17 protein-coding genes are annotated in these 16137 nt (G+C 73.1%); 10 read left to right on the top strand and 7 right to left on the bottom strand.

Annotation, left to right across the window (positions count from 1 at the left end):
* Positions 1-76: 76 nt before the first annotated feature.
* The gene (locus tag ABD811_RS42010) at positions 77-1534 is read left to right on the top strand and encodes an amino acid permease (protein ID WP_344959043.1); all 1458 of its coding nucleotides are present in this window, start codon (positions 77-79) and stop codon (positions 1532-1534) included.
* 19 nt (positions 1535-1553) lie between these two features.
* Here the strand turns inward: ABD811_RS42010 and ABD811_RS42005 are convergent, their stop codons facing one another.
* From ABD811_RS42005 to ABD811_RS41995, 3 genes are all read right to left on the bottom strand, one after another.
* Positions 1554-1970 carry an acyl-CoA thioesterase gene (locus tag ABD811_RS42005; protein WP_344959041.1) on the bottom strand — a complete coding sequence of 139 codons (417 nt, stop codon included), beginning with the start codon at positions 1968-1970 and terminating at the stop codon, positions 1554-1556.
* Between the two features lie 123 nt (positions 1971-2093).
* On the bottom strand, positions 2094-2252 hold the full coding sequence (locus tag ABD811_RS42000; protein ID WP_344959039.1) for a hypothetical protein: 159 nt from the start codon (positions 2250-2252) through the stop codon (positions 2094-2096).
* Positions 2253-2364: 112 nt separating this feature from the next.
* Complete coding sequence (locus ABD811_RS41995) at positions 2365-2511, bottom strand: hypothetical protein (protein ID WP_344959037.1); 147 nt, start codon at positions 2509-2511, stop codon at positions 2365-2367.
* A gap of 320 nt (positions 2512-2831) precedes the next feature.
* Here ABD811_RS41995 and ABD811_RS41990 point away from each other — a divergent pair, with 320 nt between their 5' ends.
* The 3 genes from ABD811_RS41990 (at position 2832) to ABD811_RS41980 (ending at position 4815) form a co-directional block, all read left to right on the top strand.
* Complete coding sequence (locus tag ABD811_RS41990; protein ID WP_344959035.1) at positions 2832-3431, top strand: hypothetical protein; 600 nt, start codon at positions 2832-2834, stop codon at positions 3429-3431.
* 104 nt (positions 3432-3535) lie between these two features.
* Entirely contained in the window at positions 3536-4249 is a 714-nt protein-coding gene (locus ABD811_RS41985) for a YcnI family copper-binding membrane protein (protein ID WP_344959033.1), read from the top strand.
* A complete protein-coding gene (locus ABD811_RS41980) occupies positions 4246-4815 on the top strand; it encodes a copper resistance CopC family protein (RefSeq protein ID WP_344959031.1) in 570 nt (189 codons plus the stop codon). The genes ABD811_RS41985 and ABD811_RS41980 overlap by 4 nt, the downstream gene beginning before the upstream one ends.
* A 75-nt stretch (positions 4816-4890) precedes the next feature.
* Here the strand turns inward: ABD811_RS41980 and ABD811_RS41975 are convergent, their stop codons facing one another.
* Complete coding sequence (locus tag ABD811_RS41975; protein WP_344959029.1) at positions 4891-6828, bottom strand: serine hydrolase domain-containing protein; 1938 nt, start codon at positions 6826-6828, stop codon at positions 4891-4893.
* Between the two features lie 103 nt (positions 6829-6931).
* Between ABD811_RS41975 and ABD811_RS41970 the strand changes: the two genes are divergently transcribed.
* Positions 6932-8683 (top strand): sensor histidine kinase, encoded by a 1752-nt coding sequence (locus ABD811_RS41970; protein WP_344959027.1) that lies wholly within the window; start codon positions 6932-6934, stop codon positions 8681-8683.
* Here the strand turns inward: ABD811_RS41970 and ABD811_RS41965 are convergent.
* Together ABD811_RS41965 and ABD811_RS41960 are read right to left on the bottom strand one after the other, a co-directional pair.
* On the bottom strand, positions 8624-9244 hold the full coding sequence (locus ABD811_RS41965) for a response regulator transcription factor (RefSeq protein ID WP_344959026.1): 621 nt from the start codon (positions 9242-9244) through the stop codon (positions 8624-8626). The two genes, ABD811_RS41970 and ABD811_RS41965, sit on opposite strands and share 60 nt — an antisense overlap.
* Positions 9245-9304: 60 nt before the next feature.
* A complete protein-coding gene (locus ABD811_RS41960; protein WP_344959024.1) occupies positions 9305-10498 on the bottom strand; it encodes an MFS transporter in 1194 nt (397 codons plus the stop codon).
* Between the two features lie 91 nt (positions 10499-10589).
* On the opposite strand from ABD811_RS41960, the gene ABD811_RS41955 reads away from it, so the two are divergent.
* The 4 genes from ABD811_RS41955 (at position 10590) to ABD811_RS41940 (ending at position 13976) form a co-directional block, all read left to right on the top strand.
* A complete protein-coding gene (locus tag ABD811_RS41955) occupies positions 10590-11477 on the top strand; it encodes a LysR family transcriptional regulator (RefSeq protein ID WP_344959022.1) in 888 nt (295 codons plus the stop codon).
* A gap of 156 nt (positions 11478-11633) precedes the next feature.
* Positions 11634-12650 carry a winged helix-turn-helix domain-containing protein gene (locus ABD811_RS41950; protein ID WP_344959020.1) on the top strand — a complete coding sequence of 339 codons (1017 nt, stop codon included), beginning with the start codon at positions 11634-11636 and terminating at the stop codon, positions 12648-12650.
* A 222-nt stretch (positions 12651-12872) separates the two neighbouring features.
* Positions 12873-13184: a hypothetical protein gene (locus tag ABD811_RS41945; protein WP_344959017.1), complete on the top strand. Its 312-nt coding sequence runs from the start codon at positions 12873-12875 to the stop codon at positions 13182-13184.
* Between the two features lie 342 nt (positions 13185-13526).
* Entirely contained in the window at positions 13527-13976 is a 450-nt protein-coding gene (locus tag ABD811_RS41940) for a hypothetical protein (protein ID WP_344959015.1), read from the top strand.
* Here the strand turns inward: ABD811_RS41940 and ABD811_RS41935 are convergent.
* Positions 13973-15367: an MFS transporter gene (locus ABD811_RS41935; protein WP_344959013.1), complete on the bottom strand. Its 1395-nt coding sequence runs from the start codon at positions 15365-15367 to the stop codon at positions 13973-13975. The two genes, ABD811_RS41940 and ABD811_RS41935, sit on opposite strands and share 4 nt — an antisense overlap.
* A 94-nt stretch (positions 15368-15461) precedes the next feature.
* Between ABD811_RS41935 and ABD811_RS41930 the strand changes: the two genes are divergently transcribed.
* On the top strand, positions 15462-16073 hold the full coding sequence (locus ABD811_RS41930) for a TetR/AcrR family transcriptional regulator (RefSeq protein ID WP_344959011.1): 612 nt from the start codon (positions 15462-15464) through the stop codon (positions 16071-16073).
* The last annotated feature ends 64 nt before the right edge of the window (positions 16074-16137 follow it).

The following is a 16137-nucleotide window of genomic DNA, read 5'->3' as shown; positions in this document are numbered from 1 at the left end:
TTGCCTTGGGCGGATCTTGGCGTCACCCTCCTCCCGTGACCGCTGGGAACGAGCCGGTCACGCGAAGGAGGTAGACATGGCCGTGGCCCACAAGGCCCTGGGCGCGATGCTCCGCCGCAAACCGATCGAGCAGATCGACGACGAGGCCGGATCGACCGGCCTGCGGCGCACCCTCGGACTCTGGCAGCTCACCGCGATCGGCGTGGGCGGCATCATCGGCGCGGGCATCTTCTCGCTGGCCGGCGCCGTCGCCAACGAGACCGCCGGCCCCGGGGTGCTGATCTCATTCCTGATCGCGGGCGTGGCCAGCGCCGCCGCCGCGTTCTCCTACGCCGAGTTCGCCGGGCTGATCCCCCGCGCCGGATCGGCCTACACCTACGGCTACGCGGTGCTCGGCGAGTTCGCGGGCTGGGCCATCGGCTGGGACCTGCTGCTGGAGTACACCGCGATCGTGGCGGTGGTGGCCATCGGCATCTCCGGCTACTTCAACGACCTGCTCGGCTTCCTGAACATCGACCTGCCGCTGTGGATGATGGGCGCGCCCGGCACCGAGCCCAAGAACGTGGCGGACGGCAGCTACAAGGTCAACCTGTTCGCGATGCTGCTGTGCCTGCTCATCGCCTACGTGCTCAACCTGGGCATGAAGAGCGCCGCCCGGTTCGAGACCGCGCTGGTGTACCTGAAGGTCGGCATCGTGCTGCTGGTCATCGTGGTCGGCGCGTTCAAGATCAAGTCGGGGAACTACTCGCCGTTCCTGCCGTACGGGCTGGACGGCGCGTTCACCGGCGCCGCCACGGTCTTCTTCGCCGTCTTCGGCTACGACGCGATGTCGACCGCCGCCGAGGAGTCGCACGACGCCCGGCGGCACATGCCCAAGGCGATCATCTACTCGCTGGCGATCTCGATGGTGCTGTACGTGCTGGCCTGCCTGGTGCTCACCGGCATGGTCGACTACCGCCAGATCGACCCGAACGCCGCGTTCTCCTCGGCGTTCGACGACGCGGGCCTGGAGACGGTCGGGTTCGTCATCGCGGTCGGCGCGATCCTCGGCGTCCTGACCGTGCTGTTCACGTTCATGATGGGGGCGGCCCGGGTGTGGTTCTCGATGAGCCGCGACGGGCTGCTGCCGGGCTGGTTCGCCCGCACCCACCCCACCCGCAAGGTGCCGACCCGCATCACCTGGATCCTCGGCGCGGGCTCGGCGCTGATCGCCGGGTTCCTGCCCATCGCGGAGGCCGCGGAGCTGACCAACATCGGCATCCTGCTGGCGTTCATCGTGGTGTGCGTCGCGGTGGTCGTGCTGCGCTACCGGCGTCCCGACCTGCCCCGGCAGTTCCGCACCCCGGGCATGCCGGTGGTGCCGATCGTCGGCGTGGTGTTCTCGGTGTGGCTGATCACCTTCCTCAAGCAGGAGACCTGGCTGCGCTTCGCCGCGTGGTTCGCGCTCGGCTGCGTGGTCTACTTCGCCTACGGCCGCCGTCACTCGCTGCTGGCCCGCGGCGACGCCCCGGCCGGGAAGACCGCCGGCGAGTAGCCGCCGTTCCCCGGGGCGGTCAGGCGACGACGAGCCGGTCCATCTCGACGCGGACCGCCTCGGGGATCTCCACGGGACGGCGGGCGTCCCGGTCGACGAACACGTGCACGAAGTGCCCCTCGGCGACCAGCGTGCCGTCCGACCGGTACATGCCGATCTCCCAGCGCACGCTCGACCGGCCCAGCTTCCCGACGCGCGCGCCCACGCTGATGGTGTCGGGGAACGACACCTCGGCCTTGTAGACGCAGTGCGACTCCACGCACAGCGCGATCGCCGGGCTGGTCACGGGGTCGAACCCGGCCGTCCTGATCATCCACTCGTTGATGACGGTGTCCATCAGCGCGTAGTGGACGACGTTGTTGACGTGCCCGTAGAGGTCGTTGTCCTTCCACCGTGTGGGGACGGTCTCCCAGTGCGCGTACTCATCCCGGTCCACGGCGGCCAGTGTAGGAGCGGCCGCCACACCCGCCCCGCGCGGGTGCGGCCACGTCGGTGCAACGGAAAAGCAGGAAAGCGCCCGCGTCCCCGTGGGTGGGGGGCGCGGGCGCGATGCGGGTGATCAGTGGCGGCGGTGGCCGCCGCCGCGGAGGCGGGCCAGCAACTGACGCACCTTCGCCTGGGTGCGGGGATCGCGCGCGTAGCGCTCGGCCTTCGCGCGCATGCGCCGTCCCTGCGGACCGCTGGCGTACCGCTTGATCCGGTCGATGAGCGTGGGCATGTGTCCTCCTCGGGTCGGGTCCGGGAGGTCGCCGCCCCGATGGCCGCCGGGGCGGCGGGTGGTCACGGCGGGCGCCGCCCGAACCCTCCGGGTCCTGCCCGCCGTATCCCGGTCAATGCTTCTTGTTCACCTTCTTGAGAAGGCCGCGCACCTTCTCCTGCTTCTTGGGGTCGCGGGCCAGCTGTTCGGCCTTCTCCTTGGCCTTGCGGCCCTGCGGGCTGTCGGCAAGCTTCTTGAGCCGGTCGCTGAGAGAAGCCACGGTTTCCTCCTGCCGCCGAGCGGGCGCGTCATCCTGTCCAACGGATCGCGGACGCGAACGGTTCCGCTGCGCAGGGTGACGGCGGCGCACGTGACCTCGGATCACGTCAGGACGACCGGGGGCGGCGCGGGCGCGTGCCCGCCCGCGCTCGCGCGACGCCCCCGCCGGGGCGGGCGGGGGCGTCACCAGCACGGGATCCTCACCCTACATGTTGATGTCGCACGACGTACCAACCCCAGATGTTGGGCATTTCGCGGAGATTGCCGTTCACCAGGGGCCTCTTGGAGATGCCGGTACGAGGATGGGACGATAGCCCCGCAATGACCGCGCATCCGCCGAGCCCGTTCTTCCGCGTCTCGCGCGCGGTGGTGTTCGCCACCGTGTGCGTGTCGCTGTCGGCGCTCGGGCACACGGCGACGTCACAGCTGGTGATCCCCCTGTGGGCGGTGCTCACCGGCTTCGGCGGCGTGCTGGCGGTGACGCTGGCGCTGGCGGGGCACGAGCGTTCCCTGGCCACGATCCTCGGCGGCCTGCTGGGCGGGCAGTTCGTGCTGCACAGCCTGTACGTGGACGCCACGGCGCCCATGCAGCACCACCCGGCCGTGATGCCGCAGGACGCCGCGCACGGCTCGGGTGCGGGCATGACGCTCGCGCACGTGATCGCCGCCGTCGTCTCGGCGTGGTGGCTGCGGCGCGGCGAACGCGCGGCGTGGGCCCTGGCCCGGCGGGTCCGGGCCGTGGCCGACCGGCCGGTCCGGCTGCTGCTGGCCCTGCTGCACGTCGAGCCCGCCACACCGCCCGTCCGGACGCGTCCGGCGCCCGTGGCCGTCGAGACGCCGTCCACCGACCGGGTGCTGCGGTTCCCCGTGGTGCGACGGGGGCCTCCCCACCGTTCGAGGGCGCTCGCCGCCACCGGCTGAACGCCGGGGCCGGGCCGGGCGCCGTACGAGCCGTTTCACCGGGCGCCGTCTGTCTTCACGGCGTCTCCGGTGCGTTTCCGTACGTCTCGAACGGAGTTATCCCGATGTCCGTACGCACTTTCCGGCACGCGTGGCGGGCCGCCGCGGTGGGAGGGCTGGCGGCCGTCTCGGTCGCCGCTCTGGCCACCGCCGCGTCCGCGCACGTCACCGCCAACCCCCAGTCAGCCGAGCAGGGGTCGTTCACCAAGGTGTCGTTCCGCGTGCCGAACGAGCGCGACAACGCCTCGACCACCGAGGTGCGCGTCGACCTGCCGACCGACCGTCCGATCGCGCACGTGTCCGTCCGGCCCGCCCCGGGGTGGAAGGTCACGGTCGACAAGACCAAGCTGAGCACGCCCGTGAAGATCGAGGGCGGTGAGCTGTCGGAGGTGGTCTCCCGGATCACCTGGACCGGCGGCAAGATCGATCCCGGCCAGTTCGAGGAGTTCGACGTCTCGATGGGGCCGCTGCCCACCGGCGTCGACCGGGTGCTGTTCAAGGCCGAGCAGAAGTACTCCAACGGCGAGGTCGTCACGTGGGACCAGGACCCGGGCACCGGCGCCGACGAGCCGGAACACCCGGCACCCGAACTTAAGCTGACCCCGAAGGCGGCCACCGCGCAGGCCACCGACACGGTCACCGCCAAGGTCGCCTCCGACGACGCCGACTCGGCGTCCGACGGGACGGCGCGGCTGCTCGGCGGCCTGGGGCTGGCCGCCGGCGTGATCGGAGTCGGCGTCGGCGGGTTCGGCCTGGCACGAGGAAGGAGCCGGTCATGAGAGGGCTGCGGGTCCTGCTGGCGGGAATGATCGCGGCGGTCGCCGTCGGGGTGGCGGCGCCGCCGGCGTCCGCGCACGACGCGCTGAAGGAGGCCACGCCGGCGTCCGGCGCCACGGTCGAGCCGCCGTCGGAGATCGTCCTGACGTTCACCAACACCGCGCGGCTGCCGCAGGTGGTGGTGACGGACGACAAGGGCACGGCGGTGCAGTCGGGGGCGCCCGAGGCGTCCGACAACAAGGTCACCCAGGCGTTGAACGGGACGCTGCCCAACGGCGAGTACACCGTGGCGTGGCGGGTGGTCTCCAGCGACGGCCACCCGATCAAGGGCACCTACAAGTTCACGGTGGAGGGCTCGTCCGCCGCGCCCACCTCGTCGGCCACGGCCCCGTCCTCGGCCGCGCCGGCCCCCGCCGCGTCCGCCCCGGCGACGCCGTCGACGCGGGGCGCGAGCAGCCAGTCCGAGGACGGCGGGTCCTCCGGCTGGTTGTGGATCGGCCTGGCCGCGGTGGTCGTCGCCGCCGTGGTGGGCGGCGTGGCCTGGGCTCGCCGCCCCCGCCAGAACTGACCCGCCGGGACTGAATCGCCGGAAGCGAACGCCGTCGCCCGCCCCACCGGATTGCGGTGGGGCGGGCGGCGGCGTTCAGTTCGTGGGGAACGGCAGGGCCACGAGGTTGTAGGTCATCAGGACCTTGAAGAACACCACCCCGGACAGCGCCAGCAGCGTGCAGGACAGTCGTCCGGCCCAGCTCCACCACGCCTTCCACCAGGCGGCGCCGGTCGCACCGACGACCAGGATCGCCAGGACGAGTCCCACGGTCGCGACGATCGGCAGGGCGGCGAAGGCCGGCGGGTTCAGCGCCACGGTCTCCATGACGGCGTTGGGGTCGGCCATGGTGACGGCCAGCCCGGTGAGGAAGACGGTGACCACCGCCGTGGTGGCCCAGGCGAGGAGCCGTGCGGCGCGCGCCCCGGCCGGATGGCGGGAACGGCGCCGCAGCACCCGGACGAGGGCGAGGACGGGGAAGCCCACGAAGGCCAGCAGCATCACCAGGGACGCGCCGCCGAGCAGGCCCACGTTCAGCCCCGGAGAGTCGTACCAGGCCAGCTTCTCCAGGGCTTCGGAGGGGTTGGCCGAACTGGTCAGCGTGCCCTTGCCGTCGAAGGCGATCCGGGCCTGCCCGCCGCGTTCGGTGAAGAGCCCGGGCTGGGTCTGGACCCAGTGCTGGGTCTCCTTTTCCGGGTCCACCGACAGGCCCGTGGTCGTCAGGGTGCCGCCGGGGCCGGCCGTCACCGTCACGGCCGAGAACAGCGAGGTGACCTTGGTAAGGGTCGTGTGGCTGACCCGGGCCGAACGGTACGTCCCCGCGTACTTGGACACCGGGCTTCCCGTCACCGTGCCGCCGGACGTGCTCACCGTACGCGCGGTGGCGGGCAGGTAGCGGTCGACGATCTGGTTGACCAGGCTCGCGCCGTCCCATCCGGCCACCGTGTCCACGCCGTCGCCGTTGTAGACGACGTAGACGCCGACGCCCTGGTCGGGCAGGAGCGCCATGACGTTGTGGAAGCCGGGCACGTCGCCGTCCTTGTAGAGCAGCCGCCGGCCGTTACGGGGGCGCTGCTCGAACGTGTAGCCCATGCCGGGCATCCGCCTGTCCTGGGTGTAGTGCTGCTGCTGCATCAGGCGGGCGACGTCCTGGCCGAGCCGGGGGTCGTTGCCGAGCTGGGCGAGCATGAAACGGCCCATGTCGGCGGGCGTGGCGGCGGGGCCGGTGCCGGTCGGGGTCCGCGGGCCGTACTGGCCCTTCACCCTGGTGTATCCGTCCCCGCTGGGGCGGTAACCGGCGGCCAGCGCCGAGTCGATCGCGGCGGGGTGCGGGACGGCCATCGTGGTGGAGCGCATCCCCAGCGGCTCGAACACGTGCTGCCGGACGTACTCGGCGAACGGCTGCCCTGAGACGACCTCGACGAGGTATCCGGCCAGCGCGATCCCGTAGTTGTCGTAGGCCACGCGGGTGCCCGGGGGACGGACCCGCCGCGGCTGCCGTTCGGCCAGGCTGCGGCCGAGCGATCCCACGTCCTTGGGGTCGGCCTCGCCGAGCCCCACGATGTCGTCGTCGAAGCCGCCGGTGTAGGTCAGCAGGTGCCGCAGAGTGACGGGACGTCCGGGATAGGTGTCCTTGATCTTGAAGGTGGTGAGGTAGCGGTTGACGTCGGCGTTCAGGTCGAGCTTGCCCTGCCGGACGAGCTGCAGCACGGCCGTGGCGGTGAACGGCTTGGCCAGCGACCCGGTGAAGAAGGCCGTCCGGTCCGGGTCGACGGGCGTGCGGGCGTCCACGTCGGCGACGCCGTAGCCCTTGGCGAACACGGCCTTGCCGCCCGCGACCACGACGACCGCGGCGCCGGGGATCTTGTCTTCGGCCAGCTGCGCGGGGACGACCCGGTCGACGAGCGATCCGACGTCCCGCAGGTCGGGCTGCGCCGCGGGGGTCGGCTCGGCCACGGCGGACGGAGCGGTCAGCCCGGTCAGCACGGCCGCGAGCAGTGCCCCGAGTGCTGCTCTCCTGAACGCGATCTTCATGGATTCCACGGTGCCGACCGGGGCCGGGCCGCCACCAGTGCCGTGCACACCGACCGGGCATGCACAACGCACGATCCGGACAAACGTTCATATGATTCCCGCTGTGGTGATCGTCCTGGCGGTCCTGGCCGGTGTGGCCTTCGACCCGCTGCACCCGCTGCCGGGCGTGCCGGGGATCGCGATGCTCGTCCTGCAGCTCGTGCACTGCCTGCCGCGGCTGCGGCGGTTGCGCGGGCCCTGGACCCTCGCCGCCCAGGCGGTGCTGTTCCCCTGGGCCGGGCCGGGAGCTGCGGGCATGCTGGCGTCCTCGGTGCTGCTGCTCATCGCACGCCCGGTCCGCTGGGCGGCGTTCGCGGGGGTGCTGGCCGCGGCCGGGCTGCTGAACCGCGACGACGCCTACACCTGTGCCAACGCGGTGGTCAACGCGCTGGCCCAAGGGCTGATCATCTTCGGGGTGACCCGGCTCAGCGATCTGCGCGCCGAGCTGCACGCCACGCGAGGCGAGCCGGCCGCCGAGTCGGTCGCGCGGGAACGCGACCGGGCGTCCCGGTCCCTGGACGCCGCGCTCGGCACCGCCCTGTCGACCATCATCGGCGCGGCCACCAGGGGCGAGACGGCCGGCATTCCCGCGCTCGCGCGGGAGGCCGCCGCGCGGGCCCGCGCCACGCCGAACCCCCCGGAGGAACCGCCGCCCGGCGACCTCACGCCCCGGCTGGCCCTGCCCATCCTGATCGCCGCGCACGCCGGGTTCCTGGTCGTCTCGGTGATCTACCTGCGGTCGGTCCGGCCCCCGGCGCCGCTGCTGGCCGCGAGCGTGGCCGCCGTCCTGGCGGTCTGCGGACTCCAGCTCTACCACTCGCTGCCCCGCCCGCCCGGCGCCCTGCCCCGCCACGCCGCGTGGACCCTGCCGAGCCAGATCGTCCTGGCCTGCCTGCCGCTGTTCGCCCCGGGACGGCCCTATCCGCAGCTGGCCGGATTCGCGGCCGGGTCGATCCTGATCGTCCTGTACGGCCGCGGCGGGCGGGTCGCCTGGCCGGCGTTCGGAGCGGTCCTGCTGGGCGTCTTCGCCGTGCTCGCGGTCCGCGGGGAGCCGCTCGCCCTCAACGCCTACTGGACGTTCAACGCGGCGGCGATCGCGGCGATGTTCTACGGGCTGGCGCTGCTCACCGGCCTGGTCTACCAGGTGCGGGAGGCCCGCCTGGCGCTGGCGGAGATCGCGGTCGCCCGGGAACGGCGGCGGATCGCCCGGGACGTGCACGACCTGCTCGGGTACGGCCTGTCGGCCATCGCCGTCAAGGGCGAGCTGGCCGCGCGGGCGCCCGACCGCGCCGAACGGGAGCTCGCCGACATCGCGCGGATCGCCCGCCGCGCCCTGGCGGACCTGCGCGCCATCCCGGGCGCGGACGACCACGACCTGTCGCTGGAGGCGGAACTGGAGTCCGCGCGGGACGTCCTCGCCGCCGCGGGAATGGAGGTCACGGTCGAGGCGCGCCTCGGGCCGCCGCTGCCGCGTACCACCGACGCGCTGCTCGCGACGGTGCTCCGCGAGGCCGTCACCAACGTCCTGCGGCACAGCAGGCCGAGCCGCTGCGCCATCACCGCCGACCGCGTGGACGAGTACGTGCGCCTGCGCGTCGTCAACGACGGCGCGCCCGCAGACGGGGACACAGACGGGGACACGAATGGGGACACGGGCGGGGGGCAGGGGCTCGGCAACCTCACCGCCCGGGTCTCGGCCGCAGGGGGCCGGCTGGACGCGGGACCGGCCGGCGACGGCCGGTACGAGCTTCGCGTCCTACAACCAGCCGGCCTCGGTGGCGATGCGGACGGCGTCGAGGCGGTTCCGCGCGTCTAGCTTGGTGACGATCGCCCCCAGGTAGTTGCGCACGGTGCCCTTCGACAGGTAGAGCCTGGCGGCGATCTCCGCCGGGTCGGCGCCCTCGGCGGCCATGCGCAGCACCTCGACCTCGCGCGGGCTGAGCGGGTTGCGCCGTCCGCTGATCGCGGCCGCGGCGAGCTGCGGATCGATCACCCGCTCACCGGCGGCCACCCGGCGGATCGCGTCGGCGAGCCGGTCGGGCGGCGCGTCCTTGAGCATGAACCCGTACACACCGGCGTCCAGCGCCCGGCGCAGCAGTTCCGGACGGCCCAGGGCCGTGAGGATCAGGACCCGGCACTCGGGGACCCGGACCGCCAGCTCGGCCGCCGCCGTCACGCCGTCGAGGCCGGGCATGTCGACGTCGAGCACCGCCACGTCCGGGCGGTGCTCCCGCGCCGCGGCCACGACCTCGTCCCCCCGCGACACCTCCGCGACCACGCGCATCCCCGGGTCCAGGCCCAGCAACGCGACCAACGCGCCACGCAGGATGTTCATGTCCTCGGCCACCAGCACCGCGATGACGCCGCCGTCCTCCACGGTCTCCCCCCAACTCCACTGCCCCAGCGAACCGTCTCCGACGATTCTCCAGGGCCGGCCTCAGGAGCGTCGCCCGAACACCAGGACGGTCGCGGCGGCGAGGGCGGCCAGGGCGCCGCCCGTCCACAGCACGCCCGGCACGGCGACCGAGTCGACGATCCGGCCGCCGAGCAGGGCGCCCAGCGCGATCGCGCCGTTGAAGCCCGACACGAACACCGCCGACGCGGCCTCCGGCGCCGACGTCCCCGAACGCAGGAACCAGGTCTGGACGCTGACGGACACGCCCCCGTACGCCAGGCCCCACACCACCAGCAGCGCGACCGCGCCGGCCGGGGACGTCCCCAGGAGGGGCATGGCCAGGACGGCGGCCGCGAGCACGCTCGACACCGTCACCAGGGTGCGGCGCACGTCGCGTCCGGCCGCGGCACCGGCCGTGAAGTTGCCGATGATCCCGGCGGTCCCGTAGACGAGCAGCAGCCCGCCGACCGCGCCGGCCCCGATGCCCCCGACCTCCTCCAGCACGGGACGCACATACGTGTACGCGGCGAAGTGGCCGGTGACCAGCAGCAGCGTGAGGGCGAGCCCCACGCGCACCCGGACGTTGCGCAGCAGCACGCCCGGCACGTCGCGCAGCCGCGCCACCCCGACCGGCGGCATCGCCGGCAGCAGCAGCACGAGCGCCGCCAGCACGACGAGGGCGGGCACCGTCATGACCGCGAACGCCGTGCGCCATCCGGCCGCCTCGCCCAGGAACGTCCCGGCGGGCACGCCCACGACGGACGCGATCGCCACCCCGCTGAAGATCACCGATGTGGCGGTGGCGACCGAGCGCTCGGGCACCAGCCGCACCGCCAGGCCCGCCGCCACCGCCCAGAACCCGCCGATGACCAGCCCCACCAGCACGCGGGCGAGCAGCAGCACGGCCAGCGACGGCGCGAGCGCCGAGACGGTGTTGGCCACGGCGAGCAGCGCCATCAGCCCGCACAGCACGATCCTGCGGTCCACCCGCGCGGTGGCCGACGCCAGCACGGGCGCCGCCAGCGCCGCGACGACGCCGGGCAGCATCACGGTCAGGCCCGCCGTCCCCTCCGACACCCCCAGCGTGGCGGCGACCGAGGTCAGCAGTCCCACCGGCAGCATCTCGGTGGTGATCACGGTGAACGTGCCCGCGGCGACCGCGCCCACCCCGAGCCAGGTCCGCGCCGCGGACCGTCCGGCCGCCCGCGCGGCGGTCTCTCCGGTCTTGACGATCATGCCTCCAGCCTGCGGCGACGTCCCGTCCGGAACAACGGCGAGCCGCGCATCCTTGGATTAGCCAGGCTCATCGATCGAAGGGGCGGCCACGGTGACCGGGCTGGACATGCGGGAGCTGGAGTGCTTGCTGGTGCTCGGCGAGGAACTGCACTTCGGGCGGACCGCCGAGCGGCTGTACCTGTCGCAGGGCCGGGTCAGCCAGCTGCTGCGCTCGCTGGAGCGGCGGATCGGCGCCCGGCTGTTCGAGCGCACCAGCCGCCGCGTCCGGCCGACGCCCCTCGGTGAACGGCTGCTGGCCGAGCTGCGTCCGGCGTACGAGGCGATGCAGGAGGCGGTGGCCGGGGCGCGGGCCGCCGCCCGGGGCGTGGAGGGCGTGCTGCGCGTCGGGTTCCTGTCGGGATCGGCGCACGAGTGCGTGATCGACGCGGTGGAGGCGTTCCGGCGGTCACATCCCGGCAGCGACGTCACGCTGGTGGAGATTCCGCTGTCGGACCCGTTCGGCGCCCTGCGCGCCGGCGAGGTGGACGCGGCGATCCTGCTGCTGCCCATCGACGAACCCGACCTCGTCGTCGGCCCGGCGTTCTCCAAGGAGCGGCAGAACATCGCGCTGTCCGCCCGGCACCCGTTCGCGCGCCGCGCCTCCGTCCGCGTCGAGGAACTGGCCCGGTGCCGCCTGCTCGACATCACCGGCCCGGCCCCCGCCTACTGGCGGGAGATCAGCGCCCCGACCGTCACCCCGGACGGCCGTCCGATCCCGCGCGGCCCGGCGGTGCGCACCATGCAGGAGGCGCTGGCGGTGATCGCCGCCGACCGCGGCGGGATGCTGTTCTGCACCCCGACCTCGCACCACCACGCCCGCAACGACATCGTGTTCGTCCCGGTCGAGGGCCTGCCCGACTCGTCCCTCGCGCTCGTCTGGCACCGCGACGCCGAAACCGAACGCCTCCGCGCCTTCACCCGCACCATCGGCGAGCTCTGAGTGGACACCCGGCCGGCCGCGGCGGCGAGCGCGGCCGGGCTCCCATGTCGGCCTCACCTGGGGGTCACAGGGCGCTGTCCCGCAGCCGAAATGACGCAGCGTGTCAACTTATAGTCGGAGTGTCGTTGCAGTCCGGGGGGCACTTCGGGGGAAGCGATGCTGCGCGTTCACTTCACCGCTGACGACCTTCAGCGCGTCCAGCTCGCGCCCGGCCCGGACGCGCTGTGGGAGATCCTGCTGAGCCTGTGCCGCCTGCGCCGCCCGCAGGGCGAGGCGGTGTTCGGCCAATGGAAACGGCAGGTCACCTCGCAGCTGCCCGCGTCGATCGGGATGCTGACGGCCCTGGCGCCGCCCAGCGGCTACGCCGCCGACTTCCTCACCCCGACGACCTCCACCGGCACCCTGCGGGACGGCCTGGCCGCCGTCCGGGCGACTCCGCGTGCCCGCCTGCGCACCGACCTGACGGAGCTGGCGACGCGCCATCCGCACCGCTCCATCCCGTCGTGGGGGCGTTCCCTGGCCGACGGCCGGCCGCAGGTGGTCCAGCAGGTCACCGCCTCCCTCGCGGACTACTTCGCCCACTGCCTGGCCCCCTACTGGCCGCGGGTCCGGGCGCAGGTCGACCGCGACCGTCACCGCCGACGTCAGCAGCTGGACGAGGGCGGCTGGCCACGGGTGCTCAGCACGATTCACCCCACGGCGCGCTGGAGCTACCCGGTCCTGGAGCTGGACTACCCGGCCGACCACGACATCGCCCTGGACGGACGCGGGCTGGTCCTCCAGCCTTCCTTCTTCTGCTGGGGCCCGCCGGTCACGCTGCTCGACCCCGCCCTGCCGCCGGTGCTGGCCTACCCCGTCACTCCCGCCTTCGGCTGGGCCGCGACCGATGCCGAAGACGGGTCACGCTCCCGGGCCTTGACGGCTCTGCTCGGCGACACCCGCGCGAACGTCCTCAAGGCGATCGCCGACGGCGCCTGCAGCACCACCCAGCTCGCCGGCCGCGTCCAGGCTCCGCCGCCCACCGTCAGCCGCCAGGCCGCCGTCCTGCGCGACGCCGGGCTCATCAGGACGCAGCGCGCCGGCAAGCGGGTCGAACACTCGATCACGCCTCTGGGGACGGCTCTGCTCCAGGGAGACCTGGACCACGACCAGCCGTCCGAGCGGGCGAACTGAAACCGCGGCGCCTCCCCTGCCGCCCCAGCACATAAAGATCTACGGAAAAGCGCGTCGACCTGGTGCGGGCGCCCATGCGGCGATCATCTCTCGTCAGGCTCCAATACGACGGTGAACCTGATCTTTTCGGCACCTTTTCATCCTGCCGCAAAGCTTTGTGGCGAATCTCCCAGGCCGCCTAATCTCATGACATCTGTTCTCGACCCATGAAGGGATCGTTCCATGCGCCTGCAGAAATTCGTGCGCATTCGTCACGTCCTCGCGGCCGTCGCCGTGGGCAACGCGCTCGCGCTGGGCGCCCTGGCCGCGCCGGCCCAGGCCGCCGCCACGGTGTCCGGCGCCACGCGGCACGAGGAGGGCCGGGTCGCCATCCAGGCGAGCTGGCACTTCTGGGCCAGCTACTGGACCTTCGACGAGTGCTTCGCGGCCGGTGCCCGGGTCCTCGACTCCAACCCCCGCTACCGCGCCGCCAACTGCGTCCACGCGAAGGGCACCGACGGGAAAATGAAATACCACCTCTACATCTATTACTGACAGCCTCCGGTGACGGGCTGAGAAAGGGCACGAAGCCTCGGCGGACTCTGTCCACGGCGCTCGTTGCGGCCGTTCTCGCGCTGATGGGAACGTCCTGCGGCATGTGGGGCCGGCGCTGTTTCCAGGAAGGGCGGGCGCTGGACGCGGGGCTCCGCCGGGGCCGTCGTGCTGGATGCGGCGTGGGCGGTGCGGTAGTGGATGAGGGCAGACAGGGCGCTGGCCGCTGCGGCCGGCGCCGTTCCGGCGCGCATGCCTGTCAGGTGGTGGCCGGGCAACGCCCAGGCCGGGGCGGTGTCGGGGGCGGATAGGGTACCCCCGCCAGAGCGGCGAAAGTTGAGGGCGATGCTGTTTTCGATCTCTGAGTCCGGGTGGTGGGTGATCGCGATCGGGGTGACGGTGTTCTTCATGGTCACCATGGGGAGGCTGTCCGCCGGCCTGGATCTTCCCGAAGAACTGCGAAGCACGCTGGAGGAGCAGGCCAGGCGGGGGCGGTGGGTGTTCTACATCGTGACGCCGATGATCGCGGCCGTCGTCCTGCTGGTGAACCTGCTCCGGCCCGAACCGGCACCGCAGATCCTGTTCCTGTACAGCGTCGCGTTCGCCTCCATCCCGTTCGCCATCTACCCCATCCGCGGCCGGCTGCTCAAGTACTACGTGGCCCAGCGGCAGAACCCCGGCACCGAGGTCAAGCCCGACCGGCTCATCACGGTCTGGATCGTCGGTTTCCTGTCCGCGGTGCTCCTGGTAACGGTGATCGCGTTGATGGCGACCTCGTACGGCTCGCCGGGCTAGCGCCGCTCCGGGGAGACGGGCGGGCGCCGGACGCGGCTGTCCGCCGAGGCCGTCGCGGGCGGTGAGGCGTGGCCGGTGCGCCAGTGGATGAGCAGGGCCGAGACGCTGACCGCAGTGGCCAGGGCCATGCCCGCGCGCATGCCTGACAGGGCGTAGCCGGACAACGCCCAGGCGATGGTGGCCAGGGCGGGGCCCAGGGAGAAGCCGAGCTGCCGGGCCAGGCTCTGGGCGGCGCCGACCGTGCCGCGTGCCTCGTCGGGCGCGTTCAGCATCAGCATCGCGAAGTTGGGGCCCGCGAACAGGCCGGTGCCCGCCCCGGCGACGGCCAGGCGCCAGCTCAGGTCGGCGGGGCTCCAGGCGGAGTCGAGCGGGATCATCAGCGCGGCGCCCACGCCGCCGACCAGCACGCCCAGCCCGGCGGTGCGGGACGCGTTCCAGCGGTCGGCGAGGAAGCCGCCGAGCGGGCCCGCCAGCACCATGCCCGCGGGGAAGGCCAGGATCGCGGTGCCCGCGGCGGCGGCCGACAGGCCGAGTTCGCGTTGCAGGTAGAACGGGGCCAGGAACTCCACCAGCGCGACGACCACCGCGTTCAGCAGCACGAGCAGCAGAGGGCCGTTCACGCCCGGCGTGCGGACGAGGGCGCGTGCCGGACGGCTCGCGTCCATGCGCCTCCACAGCAGCAGGGGCGGCGCGGCGGCGAGGGACAGGGCGAGCCAGCCGGGGCCGTGGCCCGCCGCGAGGGAGAAGCCGAGCAGGATCGCGGCCATGGCCAGGGTCAGCACCGCGCACTCGGCGAGCAGGTCGCGGGTGGGAGGCCGCAGGGGGCCGTCGGGGGCCATCTGGGCGAGCGCCACCGCGATGACGAGGACGCCCAGAGGGCTGTTCACGTAGAAGATCCACGGCCAGCCCCACGCCTGGACGATCAGGCCGCCGAGCGCGGGGCCGCTGACGGCTCCGAGCGGGCCGAGCGTCATCACCAGCGACGTCGCCCGCGCCACCTGCCCGGGCCGGACGGCTCGCGTGGCGACCATGGGGATGAGGGCGAACAGGGTCCCGGCGAAGGCGCCCTGCACGACGCGGGCCGCGACCAGCCAGGCGAGCCCGGGGGCCGCCCCGGCGGCGAGGCTGGCGAGGGTGAAGCCGCCGACCAGCGCGACCAGGGCGGGCCGCGCGCCCACCCGGTCGAGCCAGCGGCCGGCGGGCAGCGTGACGGCGACCAGCGGCAGCAGGTAACCGAGGACGACCCATTCGGTGGCGGCCGTGCGGACGCCGAAGTCGCGCTCCATGGCGGGCAGCGCCACCGCGACGACGCTGGTGTCCAGGGTCGCCATGAACACCACCAGGCCCATCGCGGCGACCAGCGGCCAGCGGTCGCGGGCGGGTTCCGACACATCGTCCTCCCGAGAACTACACAGCATGTGCAGAAAAAAGTACACATATCGTGTAATTCCAGCAAGAGTGGGGAGACCTGGGAGCATGGCCGCCATGGCTCGGGAGATCGACGCACCCCGGAACGCGCGCAGCCGCCGGTCCCGGGCGGCGCTGCTGCGCGCCGCGCGCGAGCTGATCGAGGAGCGGGGCGTCGAGGCGGTCACCATGGCGGCGGTCGCCGAACGCGCGGGCGTCACCCGCCGCGCCGTCTACCTGCACTTCCGCTCGCGCGGCGAGCTGATCACCGAGCTGTTCGGGCACATCAACGAGACCGAGGACCTCGAAGGCCGGTTCGCCGTGATCGGCGACGCGCCCGACGCCGTCACCGCGCTGGACCGGTTCGCGCGGGCGCACGCCGAGTTCATGGCGCGCGTCCTGCCGGTCTCGCGGGCCGTCGAGCGGGTCGCGCACACCGACCCGGACGCCGCCCGGCACTGGGAGACGACGCTGTTCTGGCGCTACGAGACCAACAAGGCCCTCATGCGGCGCCTGCACGACGAGGGCGTCCTGGCGCCCGGGTGGACGGTCGACACCGCCACCGACATGCTGCTGGCCCTCATCTCCAACGGGGTCACCCACACGCTGCTGGACGAACGCGGCTGGAGCACCGAGCAGGTCGGCGAGCACATGGCCCGCGTCCTGCGTTCGACGTTCGTCGCGCGCTGACGGCGGCCCGCGGCGGCGCCCGCCCGCGCACCCCGGTGACTACCCCCGTTCGGGGGTGGCGCGT

This window comes from Actinomadura miaoliensis, assembly GCF_039536785.1.
Classification (GTDB): domain Bacteria; phylum Actinomycetota; class Actinomycetes; order Streptosporangiales; family Streptosporangiaceae; genus Spirillospora; species Spirillospora miaoliensis.
This window is presented reverse-complemented; position numbering and strand designations above follow the sequence as displayed.